Below are 22,399 nucleotides of genomic sequence, written 5' to 3'. Positions count from 1 at the left end.
CCAAGGGGCGGTATCGCCCTCCGCTACGCGGATAACTTCCAAGGGGCGGTATCGCCCTCCGCTACGCGGATAACTTCGGTCGGGTTAGTTCGTCACCCTTTGGTGACGAACTAACCGAATCTGGTATTAAATATGTGCCCGTGAAGCCGTGTATTGCTAGCCTGCACGGCACTAAAGGCCCATTCGGTGATCCAGGCAAATGGGGGTTTGTACATGAACATTTGTAATCCAGATGGCGCGCCCGGGAGGACTCGAACCCCCGACCTACCGCTTAGAAGGCGGCTGCTCTATCCACTGAGCTACGGGCGCAGGCAAACCCAAACAAGGCCAGCGATAGTTTAGCAGACTTATCCAGAAGCCAGTAGCCCACAATAAAACCGCCCAGAAGGGCGGTAGGTGGAGCGGGAGACGGGATTCGAACCCGCGACATTCAGCTTGGAAGGCTGACGCTCTACCAACTGAGCTACTCCCGCACGCTGTATTTACGTCTGGCAGCCGCCGGTGCGTCTGGTCGGGGAGACTGGATTCGAACCAGCGACCCTCTGCTCCCAAAGCAGATGCGCTACCAGACTGCGCTACTCCCCGATTGTACGCCTGGCATTCCTGCCACAACGCAACAATAAAGATAGCATGCACGCCAAAAGCGGTCAAACCCGATTGGCTCTGACCGATACCGATTGTGCGATTACCCGGTATTGACAAAAAACTTCTCCGCTACTATATTTACTTTTTGCTTGGGCTGTTAGCTCAATTGGCAGAGCAACTGACTCTTAATCAGTGGGTTACAGGTTCGATTCCTGTACAGCCCACCAAGCAAGCCGAGCAGCATTGCGAGGAAACCGGGGCTAAAAGCCCCGGTTTTGCCTTTGCGCTTCCTGGCATGGTTACTCTTTTCACTTTGATACCCACTCAGCTTGTGGGCGGCAAATAACCCATCGGCCCTCGAGCACAGTGCTACATTTAGGGCAACGTGCGTACTATGGGAAATACCTATCTAAAGATAGTACAAAAGCAAAACCTCCTGAGCCTGCTGGGATTGCTCATCTGGGGTGTGGTTTCGTTTCTTTATTTGCCTGATAGCTACCAGGCTTTTAGCTTTCTTTTTCTAATTCCCTGGGTCTGGAAAGATGGGCCTCAGAGCATGCGCTGGGTGGTACCGCTGTTATTTCTCTACACCATTGTGCAACACCTGTACCCCAAACCCAACCTGAACATGGATAGTTTGCTGGTTACCATGCTCCCCGGTTTGGTAGCGCTGGGTTTTGTGGCCTGGTTGCGAGAGCGGGACCGGCGCTCGCAGAAGGAACTCGAGGACTCACTGCGCTTCATGCATTTGCTCGAGGAAGGCAGCCTGAACATCAGCACCGCCAACGACCCGCTGGAGTTAACCGAAAGCGCCATGTCCTCGCTCTACAACCTGAACATTGCGCCACACCTGGCCTTTGTGCGCTTCCGCGAGGGTAAGCCGGTGGTAGTGAGCGCACGCGGCGCTCTAGAGCGCTACCGGGGGCGGCACCTGCCCCAGCAAAAGTTGAGCACCCATGCTTCTCTGACCGACACCTTTGTGGTGGGCAACTACCTCGAGGGCATCCCCGAAAGTGCGGGCTGGTCTACCGCAGCAGTTCCGGTCTCGGCGCGGCAGAAGCGCCCCCTGGGGGTGGTAATTCTGGCTCGGGAGGGCAACAAGCCTTTCCAGTCCGACGAAAAGGCCATGGCCAACTCGCTGGCCCGGGTGATGGGGGCGCAACTGGGGCAGATGGAAGCCCTCAAGCACCTCGAGGATGCCTACGATGGTACGTTGCGGGCCTTGGGTCTGGCCCTGGAATTTCGCGACCACGAGACCCAGGGGCATACCAAGCGGGTTGTGGCCTGGGCTGACCAGCTGGCTCAAGACCTGAATCTGGATGCATCCATGCGTAAATTTCTTCGTTGGGGTGCCTATTTGCACGATATCGGAAAGCTTTCTATTTCCGACCACATCCTACGAAAGCCCGACAAACTCGATGATGAAGAATGGGAAATTATGAAAAGCCATGTGGTCAAGGGGTGGGAGATGCTTTCACGAGTGCCATTTTTACCCCAAGAAACCTTGGAAGTGGTACGCCATCACCACGAAAACTGGGATGGCAGCGGCTACCCCGACGGCCTGAAAGAGCAAGACATCCCCATTCTGGCTCGCATCTTTGCGGTAGTGGACACCTTCGATGCGCTCTACAGCCCCCGCCCCTACAAGCGGGCCTGGAAACCTGCGGAAATTATCGAGGAACTTAATCGCCTGAGGGGCAAGAAGCTCGACCCCAAGCTGGTGGATATCTTTATCAAACGCATTACCTCACCCTCCGGCAAGGAAGCCATGGAGGCTGCCAACCCCAGCAAGGCCAATGTCAGGGCCTAAAGGGTGATAGCCCATAGTTGATAGCCACGCCATGCGCAACCCTAAAGCTTTGTCAGGTTGCGTGCGTTTTAATGCGTGGTTTCTGGTAGATTTTTCGAGCACGAACATCTTGATAGGCAACAAACTGAACCGATCACAAGCTCCCGTCGAAGCATCACGATAAAATAGCCGACCATGCAGTTATTTCCTCCGCTCTACGACACCCCCCTGGCCGAACTCTTTCACGCTCGAGTCCCTGCCGGAGAACCCTGGGCCTGGGTGATGTGCCAGCGCATTCTGGCAGACGAAGCCCTGGCCACACGCCTGCTGTCTGAGCCTCTAAGCCCTGGAATGGCCGACTGGATCAGCCAGGAGCTGGGGCACCTGCGGCGGGAGGTGGAGCGTCTCAAAAAGCAGTACCCCTTTTCGGACTTTGGCAACCGAGACCCCAGCGCAGCCGAAAGCGCCGCCTTGAAGGTACTGTTGGAAGGTTCGCCCGCCGCACTGCAAAACCTGTATCAAACCTTCGGTTACGGTATCTATGTCCACCATACGGCCTTCTTATTTAGCCAGCGCATGCAGGCCATCGAGAAGCCCGACCCTGCCAGCTTTGATGACCTGGTGGGCTATACTCGACAAATCCAGACCCTGCGCGCCAACGTGGAGCGCTTTTTGGCTGGGAAGCCCGCCGTTCCCATGCTCCTCTACGGGGCCAGAGGCTCCGGCAAGTCCACCTCGGTCAAGGCTTTGCGCACCCAGTACGCCGACCGGGGTCTGAGACTAGTAGAAGTACTGGCGGATGGCTTAGAGCAACTGCCCGAACTGCTGGCGTTGCTGGCTCCGCTGCCTTATAAGTTTGTGCTCTACCTGGACGACCTGACCTTTGCCAGCGAGGATGCGCGCTTCCACAAACTGAAGGCTTTGCTCGAGGGAGCCGTATACGAGCGACCGTCCAATGTGCTGGTTGTGGCTACCTCCAACCGCCGCAACCTGGTTGCCCAGGATTGGTCGGATCGGCCCGACCCCGATGCTAGCAACCCCGCTTCCTGGGACACCTTGCAAGACAAGCTGGCCCTGGCCGACCGCTTCGGACTGGTACTCACCTTTCCACCTTTCGATCAGCAGCATTACCTGGAAGCCGTGGCTCACATTCTGGGACGAGAACTCGACGAGGGAACCCGCAAAGCTGCCCTCCAATTTGCCCTGGAGGGCAGGGGCTTTTCAGGGCGCACCGCACGGCATTTTGCAAATCAACAGTGACCGGTAGAAGATGGGCTGTTGGCGCAAGATGGACAGACCCGACGTCTACATCAGGGTAAGCGCTGGATGGACTGGAACAAACCCTGGCGCTTGCGCTCCAAGGCCGCCCCAATAAACCCACTAAAAGGCGGCGAGACCCGCATGGGGCGACTAGAAAGCTCGGGATGAGCTTGCAGGCCAATGAAGAAGGGGTGATGGGGCAACTCGATGGCTTCTACCAGCCCCTCTCCCCTACCCTGGACCCCCGGCGTAACCGCCGAGACCGCAAGGCCGCCTTCGATCAGGCGCTGGACATAGGCGGGGTTTACTTCGTAGCGGTGGCGGTGCCGCTCGTAGACCAGTTCTTTACCGTAGAGCTTATAGAGCAAGGTTTCGGGGTGGATGCGCATGGGCCAGTTGCCCAGCCGCATGGTGCCACCCATACCTTCAACTTCCAGCTGCTCGGGCATCAGGTCTATGACCGGGTGGGGGGTGTAGGGGTCGAACTCGGTGCTGTTGGCCCCCTCGAGGCCCAGCACATTGCGCGCATATTCAATCACGGCAATTTGCAACCCCAGGCAGATGCCAAAGTAGGGCACGCGGCTTTCGCGGGCGTAGCGGGCCGCCAGGATCTTTCCCTCGATACCACGAATACCAAACCCAGGCCCCACCAACACCCCATCTACGTCGCCCAACAGTTCGGCGGCCTTACCCAGGTCGGTGATGTCCTCTGCGTTGACCCATTTCACGCTCACCCGCGCATCGTGGGCAATGCCTGCATGGCGAAAGCCCTCCAGAATGCTCAGGTAGGCGTCGGGCATCTTGACGTACTTGCCCACGAAGGCCACCGAGACCTCGTCGGCGGGTTGCTTGAGTTTGCGCACAGCGTTCTGCCAGAAGCTCAGGTTGGGCTGAATGGGCTCCAGGCCCAGCTTCTTCTCCACCACCCGCCCCAGGCCCTGCTCCTCCAGCACCAAGGGCATTTCGTACAGGTACTGCACGGTGGGGCTGCTGAAGACCTCGCCCGCGTGCACGTTGGTAAAAAGGGCCACCTTCTTGCGCACGTCCTCGGGTACCATCTTCTCCGAGCGCAGAACCAGCACATCGGGCTGGATGCCCACCCCCCGCAGTGTAGAGACCGAGTGCTGGGTGGGTTTGGTTTTGAACTCCTCAGACGTAGCCAGATAGGGCACCAAAGTCAAATGCAGGTACATCAAATCCTGGTCGTCTTCGTCGAACTGAAACTGCCGGATGGCCTCCAGGAAGGGCAGGCTCTCGATATCGCCCACCGTGCCCCCCACCTCCACCACCACAATCTCGGCGTTTTGCTCCCGAGCCGTGCGGCGAATGCGGTCTTTGATTTCGTCGGTGATATGCGGGATTACTTGCACGGTCTGGGACAGGTACTCGCCGCGCCGCTCTTTTTGAATCACCGACAGGTACACCTGACCAGTGGTGATGTTGTTGGCGCGGGACAGGTCTATATCGAGAAAGCGCTCGTAGTGGCCGATGTCTAGGTCGGTTTCAGCCCCATCGGCTGTGACGAAGACCTCGCCGTGTTCGTAGGGCCGCATGGTGCCTGCGTCCAGGTTGACATAAGGGTCAATCTTGATCGCGGTCACGCGGTAGCCCCGACCCCGCAGGATGGCCCCTAAGCTGGAGGTGAGAATACCCTTACCCAAACTGCTGACCACACCGCCCGTGACAAAAATGTATTTCATAACAAACCCCCATCATGCGCCGGACGCTGTCCAGCGCCCCAAAAGCTCCTTTTCAAACGCTCAACCGGTACGGTGGAGCCGCTTCACTATCACGGGATTTGATCGTACCATGACCTAACCCCCCTGTGTCCAGCCGTGCGAACACCATTGGCCGGGTATCTTTGCAAAAAAGTTTGACTTGGTACAATCTTGCTATGGCTGGGGCCACTCAACTCTCCCACCAGGTCGCGGCGGGCATTTTCGCCATTCCGGTGCCCATCCCCTACCCCTTCAAGTATGTGAACTGCTACCTGCTACTCCCTGGCCCCGGTTCTTCCGACGGCCCGGTGCTTGTGGACTGCGCCCTGGACACCGCCGAAGCGCGGGCCGGTCTGGAAGCAGCCCTGCACGAGCATGGGCTGGGGTTGGGCGACCTCGAGCGCCTGGTGGTCACCCATCACCACCCCGACCACTACGGCCTGGCCGGGCTGATTGAGGCCCAGGGACCCACGGTGTGGATGCTGGACGTGGAGCTAGAGCGCGGCCACATCTTCTGGACAGAGCCCGAGCGCATGAACCAGATGGGACAAGCACTCTTCCATCGGCACGGCGTTACCGATGAATACCTGGCCGACCTGGCCGGAGAAATGGACAAAACCCGCAGCCGGGTGCATCCTGCGCAAAAACCCCATACCTTCCGCGATGGCGAGACCCTCCGACTGGCAGGTATGCGCTACCGGACGGTCTGGACGCCCGGCCACGCCGACGGCCATGCCATGTTGCTGCGCGAATCGGATGGGGTGCTACTAGCCGGGGATCAAATCCTGGAGCGCATCTCCCCCAACATCGGCCTCTGGGCCTACTCCTACCCCAATCCCCTGAAGCACTACCTCGAGTCGCTGGAAAAAACTGCTGCACTGGGGGCCTCGGTGGCCTTGCCAGGGCACTACCGGCCCATCCAGGACATAGCGGGCCGAGTGGCCGAGCTCAGGGCCCATCATGTGGAGCGGCTACAGTTCCTGCTCCAGCTTGTGTACGACCAGCCCCAGACCTGCTGGCAGCTCTCGCTGGCGCTCTTTCCCGGCAACCTGAACCTGGCCCAAAGGCGGTTTGCCTGGTCGGAGACGCTGGCGCACCTGGAGTACCTGGTGGCTGAAGGGGCGGTGAAGAGGCTCGAGCAAGACGGGATTGCTCACTACAGCCGCTAATCCCTGCTTTACCCAGAGCAACAACTCCGCGTCCCCAGTAAAGCCCCCTCATCCTAGGCGAGTCGCTTGCGCGATTCTGGTGCAAGCACTTGCAAAGCCGTAACCTAGACGACACCCCAGACGCAGCAATTGACGTCAGTGACACTATTTCTACATGCTACTGGCAGTGGGTCGCCACCTTCTCCCGCAAGGGGAGAAGGAAAGGGGTTCTGGTGGATTTGGCATTAGACCCACAAAGGCCATTTATCCCCGCTTTGGGGCGCTACCCTTGGAACACAGGAGGTCAGCCATGAGCAAGGTCTACAAGAAAGTGGAACTGGTCGGCAGCAGTGCGGAGAGCCTCGAGGACGCCATTAAGGTTGCCCTGGCGCGGGCCCGCAAAACCCTGCGCAACATGGACTGGTTCGAGGTCAAGGAGATTCGCGGCAGCCTGACCGATGGCTACGTGAACACCTACCAGGTGACGCTTTTGGTGGGCTTCCGGCTCGAGGAGGAGTAGTTCACCAGGCCAGGGCTAGGCCGTCGGCGCGCGGCTCGGTAGCCGCCAGGAAGGCGTCTTTTGGCTTCAGAATGATCTGACCCCGGCCAAAAGAGGCCCACTCACTTTGCAAGACCACCTCGTGGCCGCGCTCCTTGAGGCCGTATACCAGGTGAGCGGGTAGGCTGGGCTCGAGCTCCACCTGCTGATTGCGCGTCCACTGCCAGCGAGGCGCATCCAGGGCTGCCTGGGGGTTCATGCCGTAGTCTTCCAGGTTCACCACCACCTGCAGGTGGCCCTGGGGTTGCATATGCCCTCCCATCACCCCAAAAGGCCCCAGGGGCTTGCCACCGCGGGTCAGAAAACCAGGAATGATGGTGTGGAAGGGCTTCTTGGCCGGGGCGTACTGGTTAGGGTGCCCGTCCTCGAGCACAAAACAGGCTCCCCGGTTTTGCAGTGAGATGCCGGTGCCGTCCACCACGATACCCGCCCCAAAGCCCATGTAGTTGGACTGAATCAGAGAAACCTGTAGCTCGCCATCGGCAGCGGCCAAATACACGGTACCCCCTTTGGGCGCACCGGCCTGCACCGGCAGCGCTCGCTCGCCAATTAGCCTGCGGCGCTGGGCTAGGTAGTCTGCGGAAAGCAACTCGGCAGGCGAAACAGGCATAAAGCGCGGGTCGGCCACGTACTTCTGCACGTCGGCAAAAGCCAGCTTCATGGCCTCAATCTGGAGATGAAAGCCCTCCACCGAGTCGCGCGGATACCGCCCCAGCTCAAAGCCCTCCAGTATTTTCAGGGCCATCAGGGTGGCAATCCCTTGTCCGGCAGGGGGTATTTCATGAACTTCCAGACCCCGGTAGCGCACCGAGAGGGGCTCTACCCACTCCGAACGGTAGGCGGCCAGGTCGGCCCGGGTCAGGTATCCCCCGGTAGCGGCGGCGAAATCGGCGATCTGAGCGGCCAGCTTGCCCCGGTAAAAACTCTCCGCACCGGTACGGGCAATCTCCCGCAGGGTTTCGGCGTGGCGTGGGCTTTGCCAGATGTCGCCGGGTCGGGGGGCTTTGCCACCGGGCATGAACACAGCCTTGAAAGGCTGGAAACAGGGGTCTTGCAGCGGCCCATACACCGCTTCGATGCGCGACCAGGCGCGCCCGGTTTCGGGGCTTACAGCGAAGCTTTCCTCGGCGTAGCGGATGGCCGGTTCAAAAAGCTGCTCAAAGGGCAGCTTGCCGAACTTTTGGTGCAGTTCCCGCCAGGCCGAAGGGGCGCCCGGCACCGTGACCGGAAGCCAGCCCCGGGTGGGCACCTGTCCACTATTTGCAAAGGTGGCAAAGTCCAGGCTGGCCGGGCTCATGCCGTTGGCGTTAAGGCCATGCAGCTTCTGGCCATCATGCACCAGGGCAAAAGCATCGGAGCCAATGCCGTTGGAGGTGGGCTCGAGTACCGTCAGGGCAATGGCCATAGCCACGGCGGCATCCACCGCGCTGCCCCCGGCCAGGAGCATCTCCATGCCGGCCAGGGCGGCCTGGGGCTGGCTGGTGGCTACCGCGCCACGCTTGCCGGTTACCACATTGCGACGGGAGGGATAGGGATATTGGTTGAGGTTCATTACAAAAGACCTTTCTACATCACACTAAGGCCAGTCGGTCAAAGGGCCAAATAAAACTGGGAACAGGCCTCGAGCGGAAGAGCGCCATTAGAACGACCTGGCTAAGCCGCCTCACAAATGCACCCACCCTGTGGGCAGTCCTATTTCTTCATGCGCGGGTCGAAAGCATCGCGCAGGCCGTCGCCGATAAGATTGAAGGCCAGCACTGCCAGAAAAATAGCCAGACCAGGGAACAGGGCCATGTGGGGTGCCTGGCTGAGGTAGCCTCGAGCATCGTTGAGCATCGAGCCCCACGAAGGGGTGGGTGGCTGCACCCCCAGCCCCAGGAAAGACAGCGTAGCCTCGGCCAGAACCGCCGTGGCTGTGCTCAAACTCACCTGTACAATCAAGGGCCCCAGGATGTTGGGGAGCAGGTGCCACATGATAATGCGGCCATCCCCCCCGCCCAGGGCCACCGCCGCCTGCACATATTCGCGGGGGCGCTCGGCCAGCACCTGCCCCCGAATCAAACGGGCAAACACCGGCGTCGTGACCACCCCAATGGCCAGCATGGTGTTTTGCAGGCTAGGCCCCAGGACGGCGGCCAGGGCAATGGCCAGCACCAGAAAGGGAAAGGCCAGCATGGCGTCGGTCAGCCGCATCAGCACATCGTCTATCCATCCGCCGTAAAAGCCTGCCACCAGGCCGATCAGGCCCCCCAGCACCAGCGCAATCAACACCGAGATCAGGCCGGCTGCCAAAGAGACTCGAGCCCCATAAAAAACCCTCGAGAGGATGTCCCGCCCCAGTTGGTCGGTGCCAAACCAGTGCTTGGCCGAAGGCGCCTGTTGCAGGGCGCTGAAATCGGTGGCGGTGGGGCTATAGGGCACCAGGATGGGCGCAAAGGTGGCCCCCAGCACCAGCAGCAGCAAGATGACCATCCCGGCGATGGCCAGGCGGTTGGCAAGGAGGGCTCGGAGGGTGCGGTTGCTCATCATCAGTGATAGCGGATGCGCGGGTCAATGGCCGCATAGAGCAGGTCGGTCAGCACGTTAATCAGAAACACCGCCAGGGCCGAAATCAGCACCACCGCCTGCAAGACGGGAAAGTCGCGGTTGAAAACCGAGTCCACCAGCAACCGCCCAAAGCCGGGAATGGAGAAGACCTGTTCGGTGACCACCGCCCCGCCCAGCAGGCCGCCCAGTTGCAACCCGATGACGGTCACGACGGGAATAGCGGCATTACGCAGGGCGTGCTTGTAGACCACCACCCGGCCTTCCAGACCCTTGGCTCTTGCGGTGCGAACATAATCCTGCGAGAGCACCTCCAACATGCTATTGCGGGTAAAGCGGGCTATCGCACCGGCCAACGCCGTACCCAGGGTGATGGCGGGCATTAGCATCAGCAGCAGGTTTTTTTGCAGGTCTACCCAGGGTTCTACATAGCCCGAAGGGGGAATCCAGGCCAGCCGGATACTGAACAAGTAGATCAGCAGGATGCCCAGGAAAAAGTTGGGAATCGAGATACCCGAAAGGGCCAGCACGGTCACGCTGGCATCGGCAGCCGTGTTTCTTCGCAAGGCAGCCAGCACCCCTGCCGGAAGGCCTATCAGGATAGCAACCAGCAGGGAGAAAAAGCTGAGCTCGAGGGTGGTGGGCAGTTTTTGCCAGATGATGGGGGCTACCTGTTCGTTGCCCCGAATCGAACGCCCCAGGTCACCTTGCACCAGGCCCCACAGCCAGTCGGCGTACTGCACCAGGATGGGCCGGTTGAGCCCCAGCTCTTCTCGGATCTGGGCGACGAGCTCCGGCGTGGCCTCCTCGCCCAGCAGCAGCCTTGCGGGGTCACCCGGCAGGATCCGGGTCAGGGCGAACACCATTACCGTGACCAGCAGCAGGGTGGGCAACCCGCCAATCAGGCGCCGCAGGACGAAGAGGAACACCGTGCTTGACTCCTACTGGCCGCCCAGGCTCGCTCCCCTGAAGCGCAGAATGCCGTCGGGTATGACCGGAATTCCGCTCAAGCGACGGCTCAGGCCGATGGTGGTCTGGGGGTGGTAGACGTAGATGTAGGGCAGGTCTTCCTGGATGATTTTGGTGATCTGGCTGTAGAGGTCGCGGCGGGCTTCCGGCAAGCGCACGGTGCGGGCCCGGTTCAGCAGACTGTCAACCCGGGGATTGCAATAGCCTGAGTAGTTGTTGGCGGCTTTACAGCGCACAAAGTCGTAGATATTGCCGTCGGGGTCGGGGCGACCGCTCCAGCCCACTGCCACGGCCTCGAGCTCCAGCTTGGCCGCCCGGTCGAGCAGGGTGCCAAACTCCACCTGTTCGATGCGAACCTGAATGCCAGCTTCGGCGGCCATGGCCTGATAGACCTGGGCCAGTTGGGCCAGCACTGGGCCAGGGGCGATGGTCAGGGTGAAGCTGAACCCTTGCGGACGACCCCCTTCGGCCAGCTTCTGCCGGGCCAAGGCCAGGTCGCGCTTGGGAACGGCAATGCTTTTATCGTGGGCCAGGGTACCGGGCGGGAAGGGCCCGTTGGAGGGGAGGGCCGTACCCAGGAATACCACCCGGTCTACCACATCGCGGTCAATGGTCGCGGCAAACGCCTGCCGCAGGGCCTTGTTGGTAAAGGGGCCTTTGGTGTGGTTGAGCCAGATGCCCTGGTAGCCGATACCGGGGAAGTTGTTGACCACCAGGTTGGCGTTGTTGCGGATAGCCGCAAGGTCTTTGGCCGCCACCGGGGTGATGATGTTCACCGCGCCCGAAAGCAGGTTGGCCACCCGCACATCATCGTCGGGGAAGGGGCGATAGACCAGTTGTTCGATGCGGGGTAAGCCGCGCTGCCAGTAGTTTTCGTTGCGGGCCAGCACAATACGGTCTTGCCGACGACGCTCCACAAACTTGAAGGGGCCGGTGCCCACCGGGTTGTTGCTAAACTCGGCCCCCAGTCTCTGGACTGCGGTGGGGCTAACCATCATGCCCGAACGGTCGGAAAGGATAGCCAGGAAGGGAGCAAAGGGCTCCTTCAGGGCGACGCGCACGGTGGTGGGGTTGACCACCTGCACATTATTGATGAGCGAAAGCTCGCCCGCACGACGCGAACCCGGTGTGCTGCGGTAGCGGTCGAGGTTGAACTTGACCGCCTCGGCGTTGAAGTCGGTGCCGTCGTGGAATTTGACCCCCTGGCGCAGAGTAAAGACATACACTGTTCCGTTTTCCTCGACCCGCCAGCTTGTGGCCAGCATGGGGACGATACGCAGGTTTTCGTCCAGGTCTACCAGTTTGTCGTAAATCTGGTTTTGCACCTGGCGATCTACCAGTGCGGACGAAAGCATGGGGTCGAGGTTGGGCGGATCGGCGTCCAATCCCACCGTGACGGTCTGGGCCAGCCCCAGGCCCCCCAGGCTCCATAAAACAACTGCTACCAACCACTGTCTCATCTGCCTACCTCCTTGGTTTTTGCCGCGCGTTCAACGGTGCTCAGGTGTGCCAGCATAGCTTTGCGGGCCATTTCAGGATCGGAAGATCGAATGGCCTCGAGGATGTCGCTGTGTTCAGCAAGGGTGGTCTCCGGGCGGAAGCGTTTTGCCGTGGCAGACAGACGGGTCTGACGCAGTTCAGCCGCAAGCAACACCACAATTTCACTCAAAACTGTGTTTTGGCTCATCTCAGCCAGGGTTTTGTGAAAATCCATGTCTAGCTCAACAAATTGGTAAAGGTCTCCTTTAGCTGCTTTTTGCTGCGCAAGCAACGCTTCGAGTCGCTCGATGGCCTGTTTATCGCCACGCTCCGCAGCCAAAGCTGCTACTGCTGGCTCCAGGATGCGCCGCACCTCAAACAGCTCGGCGATAAAGTCTTCTTCGTGCAGCCTCGAGCGCAGGCGACGGCCAAAACTCTCCGAGGGATGGGCCACCCGTGTACCGTCCCCTTGTCGGATTTCCACCCAGCCGTGAAGCTCGAGTATCCGCAAGGCCTCGCGCACCGAGGAACGGCTCACACCAAAGCGGCTGGCCAGGTCGCGCTCCCCCGGCAGCAGGTCACCAGGCCGCCATACGCCGTCTTGGAGCAGTTGCTCGAGGTCTTTGGCCAGCTTTTCGGGAATTCGGGCCGGGCGCATCATTAAGGAGTCAACTCCCTTATTGGTCTGACCACTGAACCAGCAAATGCATGAAGATACAATAAACAGAAACGTAGGGCTTTATGTAGCACACGCCACATTCCGCCCGACAAGCCCCTGGCTCTTCTGGTTATCCGGGCCAAAAAACCGTTTCTACCAGATTCGGCTGATTCGTTACCGTTCGGTAACGAATCAACAGGGCCGAAGTTATCCGCGTAGCGGAGGGCGATACCGCCCCTTGGAAGTTATCCGCGTAGCGGAGGGCGATACCGCCCCTTGGAAGCGAGACGCGTTCTTCGCCGACCGTTCGGGAGGGGTGTGCTCGAGGATTCAAAAAGACAACCCATGGAGTTTTGGTTTTATAAACTGTCCTTTTGAATCCGGTATTACAGGGCTATCGGAGATGTCCTTCCAGGGGCCTATGCAGTCCGGTTGTCTCCGTCAACCCCGGGTGGTGTTGCTTCTGTCCACCGCGTGTAGCCAACCCTAAATCGTCCGGTGAGCCAGCATGCGCAGCCAGGCCGCACCCCGTCTTTGATGAAACCTCTTACTCCGGTTCATCCCACCGCATGGGCCGGATTTGAACGCACCTACCCCCCTCCAGTACCAGCTCGGTGGCACAGAACATGGCCCTCCCCGAGGCTGCTTTGAAGGGCGTGGGCCGCTGGGTGATAAAGCGCCCCAAAAAGCTCTCGATTTCACCGCCAATGATGGAGTGGATGGGGCCGGTCATACCCACATCACATTGAACGGCGGTTCCATTGGCCAGAAAGCCCGCATCGGCGGTCTGGACGTGGGTGTGGGTGCCCAGCAGAGCCGATACCTTGCCGCCCAGGTAATGCCCTAGGGCGTATTTCTCGCTGGTGGCCTCGGCGTGCACCTCGAGCAGGGCGTAATCGTGCGGTACTTCGGCCAGCAAGGCCTCGGTTGTGCGAAAAGGGTCGTAGAGGTTCAGGCCCATGTCTACCTGCCCCATCACCTGCATCACCAGCAGGCGCTCCCCCTGGGCCTCGAGTACCCAGTACCCCTTTCCGGGCGTTCCGGGGGGGTAATTAAGGGCTCGAATAATGGGCTCGGTCTGGATGAGGTCGTAAATATCCTTGTGATCCCAGGCGTGGTTGCCCAGGGTAATCAAGTCGGCCCCGGCCTCGCGGAGTTTTTTGTAGGCGGGCCTGGACAGACCCTTGCCGTGGTGGGCGTTTTCTCCATTAACAATAACCAGGTCGTAGTGGGGACGTAGATCGGGGAGGTGCATCGCTACCGCCCGCAAGCCAGGGTCGCCAAAGACATCGCCAACAAACAACACACGCATAGGCCCAGCTTATCGTGCTAATAGCGCTAAGGCAGTGTAAAAAACCATAACTCGCCCCGTGCGAATCGGCATGGATAGCCTGTGGTGCAAGTTCATTCATCATGGGGCTGTTAATGCCCCTGCACCCACTTGCTCTCGAAGGGCCTTTATGGTTTGACTTGGGCGCTGATACCGGGATAGATGGCCTCGAGCTCCGCCAAGAGCCGCTCCAGGCTATCCACAGGCAGCCGACAAGCCCCCTGCTGGCATAAATAGGCCAGCCCAGGCTGGCGGTTTTGTAAGACCGGCAGCAAATCGGGCGACCCATGGGCCAGGGTGGTAAGGGGCAAGAACCATCGGCGAATCGGCTCAATGAGCTCCGACGGAGCCACCACCGCCAGCTCGGTGCCCTGGGTGCCCACCAGGTGGGCCTGTAGCAAGGCCGGAAAGCCAAAGGCATTGCGCACCAGGCTTTGCGCGTAAAACTCCACCGCAGAAAGGGCGGCTTGTTGCCAGTCGGGGCGCTCGTAGAGGGCGGCCAGGCGAAACAAGAGCTCAGCGGCGGAAGCGCTGCCCGATGGATATGGCCCATCGTAGGCGTCCCGAGCCTTGACCGGCAGGGTAGGGTCGAGCGAGTCGCGGAAGCCCCCCTCCGGCTCTTTGAAGTAGGTCAGGATGGCTTCGGCAAGCTGCTGTGCGGCCTCAAGCCACGCCATCTCTCCTGTGGGTTCATACAAGGCCAGAAGACCCAACCCGTAGTGGGCCTGGTCACTCAGATACGCTTGGGGCTTGAGCAAACCTTTGCGCCAGGAGTGCCTTAATAGCCCATCCTTATACATCGCTTGCCACACAAAACCGGCGTTTTTGCGTGCCGCTTCGATATAGGTGGGTTCTCCCAGCAAGCGCCCCACTTCGGCCAGGGCCCTCAGCATCAGCCCATTCCAGTCGGCCAACACCTTATCGTCGGTGAGGGGCGGAATTCGCTGCTGTCGGGCCGCATAAAGCCGCTTGCGCACGCTCTCAACCCAGTTTTCAAAGGCCTCGAGCCCCATGCCCAGGTGCTGCATCAGGGCTTCGTCGGGGATGCGACGCTCTAATACGTTGGTATGCTCCCAGTTTCCGGCCTCCGAAACCCCAAAGAGCAGCATTGCCGCATCTGCTTCAGCGCCGAGAACTGTACGAAACTCGCTCGCTTGCCAGACGTAAAACTTGCCCTCCACCCCTTCCGAGTCAGCATCCTGGGCCGACCAGAAGCCTCCCTGTGGGTCGGTCATCTCCCGTAAGACATAGTCCAACGTTTCCCTGGCAATTCGGCGGTAGCGCCGGGCTTGTTCGGCAGTGGTTGGTTGCATCTGGCTGGCCGCCGCATAGAGCCAGGCCAACTGTGCATTGTCGTAAAGCATTTTTTCAAAATGCGGCACCCGCCAGATATGGTCCACCGCGTAGCGGTGAAAACCACCCCCTACCTGGTCGTAGAGGCCTCCTTCGGCCATCCGGTCGAGGGTTAGCTGAAGGTGCTTCCAGGCGGCTTCTTCGCCCAGCCAGGCTAGCGAGAGCAGGTAGGCCAGGGCAGGCGACTGCGGAAACTTGGGCGCCGAACCAAACCCCCCATAGGCCGGGTCGAAAGCCCTGGAAAGTCCGGCCAGCGCAACCTTGTGCAGGTCCTCTGGCAAAGGGCCCGTACGTGGCTTGAGCTGACCTTGCAGGTGGACGGTCAGCTGCTCGGCGTTTTCCAGTACATCTTTATGCTGATGTTGCCAGGCGTTGTGTACGCCCATCAGCACGCGCCGAAAGCTGGGAAAGCCCTGGCGGTCTTCTGGGGGCCAGTAGGTTCCACCAAAAAAGGGGCGCAGATCGGGCAGCAAAAACATGTTCATGGGCCAGCCACCCGAGCCGGTCATGGCCTGCAGGGCCGACATATAGACGTGGTCCACGTCGGGCAGCTCCTCGCGGTCTACCTTGATGGGCACAAAATGCGTGTTGAGGATGGCCGCGATTTCCGGATCTTCGAAGCTTTCACGCTCCATCTCATGACACCAGTGGCAGGTGGCATACCCCACAGATAAAAAGATGGGCTTATTCTCGGCTCTAGCTTTAGCAAAAGCCTCTTCGTTCCAGGGATACCAGTCCACTGGGTTATGGGCATGTTGCAACAGGTAGGGGCTGCTTTCTTGGGCTAAACGGTTTGGCACTCCCCTAGCCTAGCTATTTGGCGCTAAAGTAAAAGTGGCGTGACTCGAATCCGACCCTCATCCGAATTACTCCGCTACCTGAGCCATCGGCTGCTGGCCGGCCTCATCGACCTGGGGGCGATGGCCGGGTTGCAGTTCGGCGTTGTGGCTTCAGCAAATGCCCTGTTTCCCCCCACCCATCTGGGCCACCACTTTTCTACCGAAGGCTTGCTTCTTTTCGCGATTTTTTCGCCTCTGGCTTGGTTCATATATGCAGTATTGCCTCTGGCGCGTTCGGGCTCAACCCTGGGCAAGGAAATTATGGGGATTCGTGTGGTCAACCAGTACGGTCAGAACCCCTCGATGCTACAAGCTTTTATGCGGGAAAGCGCCGGGCGCTGGTTGAATGCGATGGTGCTGTATTTGGGTCTGTTGTTTATATTTTGGGACAAAGACCAGCAAACCCTACACGATATGGTTGCGGATACCTTCGTGGTATGGAAAAACCAGGAGCATTTTCCTCGAGCCAACCGGCTTTGAGTCGAAATTAGCCTCCGTTAAGCAGATGTGATACCAGATTCGGTTGATTCGTTACCGAGCAGAAACGAATCAACAGGGCCGAAGTTATCCGTGTAGCGGAGGGCGATACCGCCCCTTGGAAGTTATCCGCGTAGCGGAGGGCGATACCGCCCCTTGGAAGCGAGACGCTTTCTTCGTCGACCGTTCGGGAGGGGTGTGCTCGAGGATTCAAAAAGACAACCTATGGAGTTTTGGTTTTGTAAACTGCCTTTTTGAATCCGGTATGAATGGGCCGTACGGCTCACCAGCTGACCGTACAGCCCACTGAACGTGGAGGACTACTCGGCAGGCTCTGGACAGCAACGGTGTTCCTGGTCTTTGTCCATCAGCTCGATCTGGCGTTTAAGGTGTTCGTTTTGCAGGCGTTTGCGCTCCTGCTCGAGCTTGATCTCCTCCTGCAAGCTCTCCTCGCAGATGCTGCACTCATCCAGGCAGCCCCGCACGAAGAAGCCCGGCGTGGGGAAAGAAGTCTTGCGCTCAAAGGAGAACTCGAGCCTGGCCTGCTCGGAAAGCTGGCCGCCCACTTTATCCAGTAACCCAACCCGCACCAGATCCTGGTCTACCTGGCGCAAAGCCCGCTCCCGAACCACCTCCGGCAAGGGTTCGGCTACCGCAGGGGTTACGAAGGCTGCCGCCCGTATTCCAGAAATAGCACCCAGGTTGGCCTCGAGGCCCCGACCCCCCACCAGCACACTCTGGCGGGCCCGCTCCTCAATTTCCAGGCGCTTGGGGTCGCTGGCCAGGATGGCGGCGGGAATGGCGGTAACGCCCCCTTTGGAGACCTGGGGCAGGTTGGCTACCCGGGTATCGGCGGCAGGGTCTACCACCCGGCGGCGGATGGCCACAATTTTGAAGCGGACGGTCTGGGTCTTGTTGAGGCGGTAAAAGTAAAAGGTGATGGCGTGGCAGCGGTTAGGGTTTCTGAACTCCCTCGAGGACGACTCGAAATGGTCTTCGCTCTGGCCTTCGGCATGGCTGCGGGTATTAACCTCGCCAATCGAGACCGTGCTGGCCGCACGGGTAGCCATCTCGGCGCGGCTGTGGGCTGCCTCGGCGTGCTGGCGTAGCTCGCGCAAAAACTCGCTGCTCGAGGAACCATTGTAGCTGCCCGAGACCCCCACCGAGGGCCCGGAGAAGATGGTCTCGAAGAGACCGCTGGTCTCGGTATGGGCCTCTGCGCTATGCTGAGAGCGACTAGCCGACCGGCTGCTATCGCGCACCGTGAGGTCGGACATGAAGCGCTCCATGCTGGCCATGTAGAAGTGTTCCTCGGTGGTCTGCTCGTTGCGGTAGGAAAGGTTGGAGCTGCTATCAAAGCTGAAGCGGCTCCGCCGGTCGGTGCTGAAAAGCCGCACCCGCTCACCGGGAAATAGGGTAGTGGAATAGGCCAGGTCGCCCAGCTCCAGGGCTCCCGCGCAACGCTCGAGGCGGGCATGGATCACCACCTCGACCTGCACACCCTGACGGCGGTCATTGACCACCACCGTGGTGGGAAAGAGCTGGCGGTAATGGAAGTCCAAAAAATCGCAGGTCGGCTGGGCAGTCACCTCGGGGCAACAAGGAACCCCTTTGGACATCTCTTCACTTTTGGGCATATAAACCCCCTTTATATCAGGCAAAATTCAGAGCAGCGCGGGTTGAATACACCTGTTCATACAACGAGCTTTGAGTCGTAGGGCCGCTGTTTTAACTCACCCCCCGAGCCTCGAGGAGTTTTCATGCTCCACCCCCACATTCCAGAATAGAACTACAAACGTTACTTTGGCGTTACGTTTGATTGGGTCATTTTTCCCAAAAAGCCTCAACGACCCGAAGCGACCATTTGCTACACTTATGAGTTGTGAGCGACAGCACCACCAGGACCCGTACTCAGATTAAACCGGCCACCCGTACGCCGAATTTGTACAAGGTCTTGTTGCTTAACGACGACTACACCCCTATGGATTTTGTGGTGGAGGTGTTGATGCGGTTTTTCAGGAAAAGCGAGGCCGAGGCCATCCGCATCATGTTGCAAGTGCACCACGCCGGGGTGGGCGTGGCAGGCGTTTACCCCTTCGAAATTGCCGAAACCAAGGTCAATCAGGTGATGGGTGCTGCCAGCGCTGAGGGGCATCCACTACAGTGCATCATGGAACCAGAGTGACAGCGCCGGCGGTTACCTTCCTCTGCCCGATGCGCAGCGGAAAACGGTCTATAACCGATGGTCAAAGTATGCCCTCTTGACTGGCCTCCGTTCCAATGGGCTAGGCATGTGGTTGCACTCTGGCCTTTGGGGTCAGACAGAGAGTTGACCTGCGGCCCGATGCATCTATCAACTTTCAGAACAGGATACTTGATGCTGGCTTTTCAGTATCTAAGGTGCCATCGGCACAAATCGTCTCGCCCTGCCAGGTTAGCGTTGTGAGCATGTATCTGGCCCCCCATGCGAACCGCTGGTATAGATTGGCTTTCTGGCTGGCCGTTCTAACCATTGCCTACAACCTGCTCGAGGGCCTGGTCTCGGTCTGGTTTGGCCTGGCCGACGAGTCGCTTACGCTGTTTGGTTTTGGCCTGGACAGCTTTATCGAAATGATCTCGGGAATAGGCATTCTGGCCATGGTGCTGCGCATCTGGCGATATCCTGGAGCCCCCAAGGGCCGCTTCGAAAAAACCGCCCTGCAAATCACCGGAACCGGCTTCTACGGCCTGGTGGGGATTCTCTCGACCATGGCCCTGTACAACCTGGCCACCCAGCACAAGCCCGAGACCACCCTAGCAGGTGTGATTATTGCGGCCATCTCCATATCGCTGATGTGGGCCCTGATTCACTACAAAACCCAGGCCGGGGTGGCCCTGGGCTCCGAAGCCATTCTGGCCGATGCCAAGTGTGCGCGGGTATGCATGTATATGTCCGGGCTGTTGCTGGCTTCCAGCCTAATCTATGCCGTGAGCGGCATCTGGTTTGCGGATAGCCTGGGGGCCTTGGGGCTGGCCTACTTGTCCTTTACCGAGGGCCGCGAAGCCTTTGCCAAGGCCAACGGCGCCGAATGTGGTTGCCACGGGGAGTAAAGCGTCTTCGTCGCACGTTTACACAATCTGCCCTGATCACCCTGCTACACTGAAGGTTAGCTGGTATGGAAACCCCTCTGACCGCTACCCTGGAGCAGTCTATTCGTCGTGCGCTGGAGATGGCCCTCGAGCGAGGGCACGAGTACGCCGGCCTCGAGCACTTGCTGCTGGCTCTGCTCGACGACCCCGACGCCAGCCGGGTGCTGCAGCATAGCAAGGTAGACCTGACCCACCTGCGGGCCCTGCTGGAGGAGTCTTTGCGCCAGTTTGAGCGCATCCCGGGCGCAGAACCCGAGCCCACCACGGCGTTTCAGCGGGTTATCCAGCGGGCCGTTCTGCAAATGCGCTCTGCTGGACGCGACCAGGCCAACGGTGCCAACGTGCTGGTGGCCATCATGGATGAGCGGCAGTCGGCAGCTTATGCCTTGCTGGAGCAGCTTGGGGTGACCCGGCTCGACCTGACGGCGGCCATCTCGAGGGGAGCCTTGCCCCGGGGTGCCTCGCAAAATATCGAACCCGTGCAGGTAGGCGAAGAAGGAGCGGGCGTGGCGCAAAACCCCCTGGAAGCCTACTGCACCAACCTGACCGAACGGGCCCGCAAAGGGGAGCTCGACCCGCTGGTTGGGCGGGAGAAGGAGCTCGAGCGCATCCTGACCATCCTCTCCCGTCGTCAAAAGAACAACCCCCTGCTGGTCGGCGACCCCGGCGTGGGGAAAACCGCGTTGGTGGAGGGGCTGGCGCAGCTCATTGTGGCACCCTCGAGCCAGGGGAACGCCCCCCTGCTGCCCGAGCGCCTCAAAGGGGCCGAGGTGTTTGCCCTGGACATGGGCAGCCTCCTGGCCGGCACCCGCTACCGGGGCGACTTCGAGGAGCGGGTCAAGGCCGTAATGAAGGCCCTCGAGGCTCACCCCAACGCTATTTTGTTCATAGACGAAATCCACACCATCGTGGGTGCGGGCTCCACCACCGGCTCCACCGTGGACGCCAGCAACCTGCTCAAGCCCGCCTTAACCGGCAAGCTCAGGTGCATTGGTGCCACCACCTTTGCCGAGTACAAGCACTTCGAGAAAGACCGGGCCATTGCCCGGCGGTTCCAAAAAGTCGACATTACCGAACCTTCCCACGCCGACGCCGTGAAGATTCTGGAGGGGCTCAAGCCACGCCTGGAGGCCCACCACCAGCTCAGCTATACCAAACAAGCCCTCGAGCGGGCGGTCGAACTCTCGGCCCGCCATCTTTCCGAACGGCGGCTACCCGACTCGGCCCTGGATGTGCTGGACGAAGCCGGGGCCGCCCAAGCCCTGCTCCCCCCTGGCAAGCGCAAGAGCCGGATCGGGGTGGCCGAGGTCGAGGCCACCGTGGCCCGCATCGCCCGCATTCCGGCTAAGAGCCTGAGCCGCGACGACGAGGCGGTGCTTGCCAACCTCGAGCAGGAACTCAAGGGGGCGGTGTTTGGGCAGGACCGGGCCGTGGAGGAGGTTGCCAGCGCCATCAAGCTCTCGAGGGCCGGGCTGCGCGACCCGCAAAAGCCCATGGGTTCGTATCTGTTTGCCGGCCCAACCGGGGTGGGCAAGACCGAGCTGGCCCGCCAACTGGCGGCCTCGCTGGGGGTGCCGTTGCTGCGTTTCGATATGTCGGAGTACATGGAAAAGCACTCGGTCTCGAGGCTCATCGGGGCCCCACCGGGCTACGTGGGCTTCGACCAGGGCGGCCTGCTGACCGATGCGGTCTTGCAAAACCCCCACTGCGTGCTGCTTTTGGATGAGATTGAGAAAGCCCACCCGGACCTCTACGCCATCCTCTTGCAGGTCATGGACTATGGCAAACTGACCGACCACAACGGCAAAACCGTGGACTTTCGTAGCACCATCCTGATCATGACCACCAACGCCGGGGCCGCCGAGGCCAGCGAGCGGCGGGTGGGCTTTTTGGGCGGTACGAAAGCCGAAGCCAGCGACGAAGCCCTCAAGCGCATGTTCACCCCCGAGTTTCGCAACCGGCTGGACGCCATCGTACACTTTGACCCGCTCTCCCCGGCCATCATGCAGCAGATTGTGGACAAGTTCCTGCGGCAGCTAGCATCCCAGCTCAAAGAGCGCAAGGTGGCCCTCGAGACAAGCCCCGAAGCCGTGGCCTGGCTGGCCGAAAAGGGCTACGACCCGCTGATGGGCGCCCGCCCCCTGGCCCGGCTGATTCAGGAAAAAATCAAGAAACCCCTGGCCGACCTGCTGCTCTTTGGCCCCCTCAAGAATGGGGGACAACTGAACATCTTGCGCCAGGGCGAGGAGATTACCCTCGAGACCAAAGGTACAAACGCTCCGTAAGGTTTGGCGCAGCTCATCGCGTTTCCCACATTTACGCTACATGCGGTGCAGCGTAAATTACCCCACACGCCATAGCTTCCAAAGGATGCTGTGTGGGGTATTCGTGGGAGGCCGCTCTCACGGTAGGGCACTGGCGTCTCGCCTTACGCTCGAGGCCCACCCCGCCTGATGGCCTCGACCGAATACACGGTGCGGCCCTGTAGCAACCCAGTTCACCTGGGTAGCCCATAGCTTGAAGCGTCCTCCGAGATGGTTTCGTCGGCCTATCGGCCTCCTC

17 protein-coding genes and 4 tRNA genes are annotated in these 22,399 nt (G+C 60.0%); 9 read left to right on the top strand and 12 right to left on the bottom strand.

Features of this window, described 5'->3' with window-relative positions; translation table 11 throughout:
* Positions 1–233 precede the first annotated feature (233 nt).
* The 3 genes from Mhypo_RS01125 to Mhypo_RS01115 form a co-directional block, all read right to left on the bottom strand.
* Positions 234–309: transfer RNA gene (locus tag Mhypo_RS01125), tRNA-Arg, on the bottom strand.
* Between the two features lie 88 nt (positions 310–397).
* Positions 398–473, bottom strand: a tRNA-Gly gene (locus Mhypo_RS01120).
* A gap of 35 nt (positions 474–508) precedes the next feature.
* A tRNA-Pro gene (locus Mhypo_RS01115) sits at positions 509–585 on the bottom strand.
* A 151-nt stretch (positions 586–736) separates the two neighbouring features.
* Here Mhypo_RS01115 and Mhypo_RS01110 point away from each other — a divergent pair.
* From Mhypo_RS01110 to Mhypo_RS01100, 3 genes are all read left to right on the top strand, one after another.
* Positions 737–812: transfer RNA gene (locus Mhypo_RS01110), tRNA-Lys, on the top strand.
* A 167-nt stretch (positions 813–979) separates the two neighbouring features.
* Entirely contained in the window at positions 980–2,395 is a 1,416-nt protein-coding gene (locus Mhypo_RS01105) for an HD-GYP domain-containing protein (RefSeq protein ID WP_119339517.1), read from the top strand.
* Between the two features lie 174 nt (positions 2,396–2,569).
* Positions 2,570–3,634 carry a DUF815 domain-containing protein gene (locus tag Mhypo_RS01100; RefSeq protein WP_119339516.1) on the top strand — a complete coding sequence of 355 codons (1,065 nt, stop codon included), beginning with the start codon at positions 2,570–2,572 and terminating at the stop codon, positions 3,632–3,634.
* Between the two features lie 50 nt (positions 3,635–3,684).
* Here the strand turns inward: Mhypo_RS01100 and Mhypo_RS01095 are convergent, their stop codons facing one another.
* Positions 3,685–5,334 carry a CTP synthase gene (locus Mhypo_RS01095; protein ID WP_119339515.1) on the bottom strand — a complete coding sequence of 550 codons (1,650 nt, stop codon included), beginning with the start codon at positions 5,332–5,334 and terminating at the stop codon, positions 3,685–3,687.
* A 194-nt stretch (positions 5,335–5,528) separates the two neighbouring features.
* Between Mhypo_RS01095 and Mhypo_RS01090 the strand changes: the two genes are divergently transcribed.
* Positions 5,529–6,521 carry an MBL fold metallo-hydrolase gene (locus Mhypo_RS01090; RefSeq protein ID WP_119339514.1) on the top strand — a complete coding sequence of 331 codons (993 nt, stop codon included), beginning with the start codon at positions 5,529–5,531 and terminating at the stop codon, positions 6,519–6,521.
* Between the two features lie 289 nt (positions 6,522–6,810).
* Positions 6,811–7,020: a dodecin gene (locus Mhypo_RS01085; protein ID WP_119339513.1), complete on the top strand. Its 210-nt coding sequence runs from the start codon at positions 6,811–6,813 to the stop codon at positions 7,018–7,020.
* A gap of 1 nt (position 7,021) precedes the next feature.
* Here the strand turns inward: Mhypo_RS01085 and Mhypo_RS01080 are convergent, their stop codons facing one another.
* From Mhypo_RS01080 to Mhypo_RS01050, 7 genes are all read right to left on the bottom strand, one after another.
* Entirely contained in the window at positions 7,022–8,611 is a 1,590-nt protein-coding gene (locus Mhypo_RS01080) for a gamma-glutamyltransferase family protein (RefSeq protein WP_119339512.1), read from the bottom strand.
* Positions 8,612–8,751: 140 nt separating this feature from the next.
* On the bottom strand, positions 8,752–9,585 hold the full coding sequence (locus Mhypo_RS01075; protein ID WP_119339511.1) for an ABC transporter permease: 834 nt from the start codon (positions 9,583–9,585) through the stop codon (positions 8,752–8,754).
* A 2-nt stretch (positions 9,586–9,587) separates the two neighbouring features.
* Positions 9,588–10,532 carry an ABC transporter permease gene (locus Mhypo_RS01070; protein ID WP_119339510.1) on the bottom strand — a complete coding sequence of 315 codons (945 nt, stop codon included), beginning with the start codon at positions 10,530–10,532 and terminating at the stop codon, positions 9,588–9,590.
* A gap of 12 nt (positions 10,533–10,544) precedes the next feature.
* Positions 10,545–12,032, bottom strand: a complete 1,488-nt coding sequence (locus tag Mhypo_RS01065) for an ABC transporter substrate-binding protein (RefSeq protein WP_119339509.1) — start codon at positions 12,030–12,032, stop codon at positions 10,545–10,547.
* Entirely contained in the window at positions 12,029–12,709 is a 681-nt protein-coding gene (locus Mhypo_RS01060; RefSeq protein ID WP_240637061.1) for a FadR/GntR family transcriptional regulator, read from the bottom strand. Before Mhypo_RS01060 ends, Mhypo_RS01065 begins: the two co-directional genes overlap by 4 nt.
* Positions 12,710–13,256: 547 nt before the next feature.
* On the bottom strand, positions 13,257–14,021 hold the full coding sequence (locus Mhypo_RS01055) for a TIGR00282 family metallophosphoesterase (RefSeq protein ID WP_119339507.1): 765 nt from the start codon (positions 14,019–14,021) through the stop codon (positions 13,257–13,259).
* Between the two features lie 146 nt (positions 14,022–14,167).
* On the bottom strand, positions 14,168–16,192 hold the full coding sequence (locus Mhypo_RS01050; protein ID WP_119339506.1) for a thioredoxin domain-containing protein: 2,025 nt from the start codon (positions 16,190–16,192) through the stop codon (positions 14,168–14,170).
* Between the two features lie 39 nt (positions 16,193–16,231).
* On the opposite strand from Mhypo_RS01050, the gene Mhypo_RS01045 reads away from it, so the two are divergent.
* Positions 16,232–16,711 (top strand): RDD family protein, encoded by a 480-nt coding sequence (locus tag Mhypo_RS01045; RefSeq protein ID WP_240637060.1) that lies wholly within the window; start codon positions 16,232–16,234, stop codon positions 16,709–16,711.
* A gap of 317 nt (positions 16,712–17,028) precedes the next feature.
* Here Mhypo_RS01045 and Mhypo_RS01040 read toward each other — a convergent pair whose 3' ends face one another.
* Positions 17,029–18,345, bottom strand: coding sequence for a hypothetical protein (locus Mhypo_RS01040; RefSeq protein WP_119339504.1), 1,317 nt, complete (start codon positions 18,343–18,345; stop codon positions 17,029–17,031).
* Positions 18,346–18,590: 245 nt separating this feature from the next.
* Here Mhypo_RS01040 and clpS point away from each other — a divergent pair, with 245 nt between their 5' ends.
* From clpS to clpA, 3 genes are all read left to right on the top strand, one after another.
* Positions 18,591–18,893 carry an ATP-dependent Clp protease adapter ClpS gene (gene clpS, locus Mhypo_RS01035; protein ID WP_119339503.1) on the top strand — a complete coding sequence of 101 codons (303 nt, stop codon included), beginning with the start codon at positions 18,591–18,593 and terminating at the stop codon, positions 18,891–18,893.
* A gap of 263 nt (positions 18,894–19,156) precedes the next feature.
* Positions 19,157–19,798 carry a cation diffusion facilitator family transporter gene (locus Mhypo_RS01030; RefSeq protein WP_119339502.1) on the top strand — a complete coding sequence of 214 codons (642 nt, stop codon included), beginning with the start codon at positions 19,157–19,159 and terminating at the stop codon, positions 19,796–19,798.
* 65 nt (positions 19,799–19,863) lie between these two features.
* Positions 19,864–22,122, top strand: a complete 2,259-nt coding sequence (clpA, locus tag Mhypo_RS01025; RefSeq protein ID WP_119339501.1) for an ATP-dependent Clp protease ATP-binding subunit ClpA — start codon at positions 19,864–19,866, stop codon at positions 22,120–22,122.
* Positions 22,123–22,399 lie beyond the last annotated feature (277 nt).

It is taken from the genome of Meiothermus hypogaeus (assembly GCF_003574035.1).
Taxonomy (GTDB): Bacteria; Deinococcota; Deinococci; order Deinococcales; family Thermaceae; genus Meiothermus; species Meiothermus hypogaeus.
Note: the sequence above shows the minus strand (reverse complement) of the source record. Positions and strands in the feature narration are given on the sequence as shown.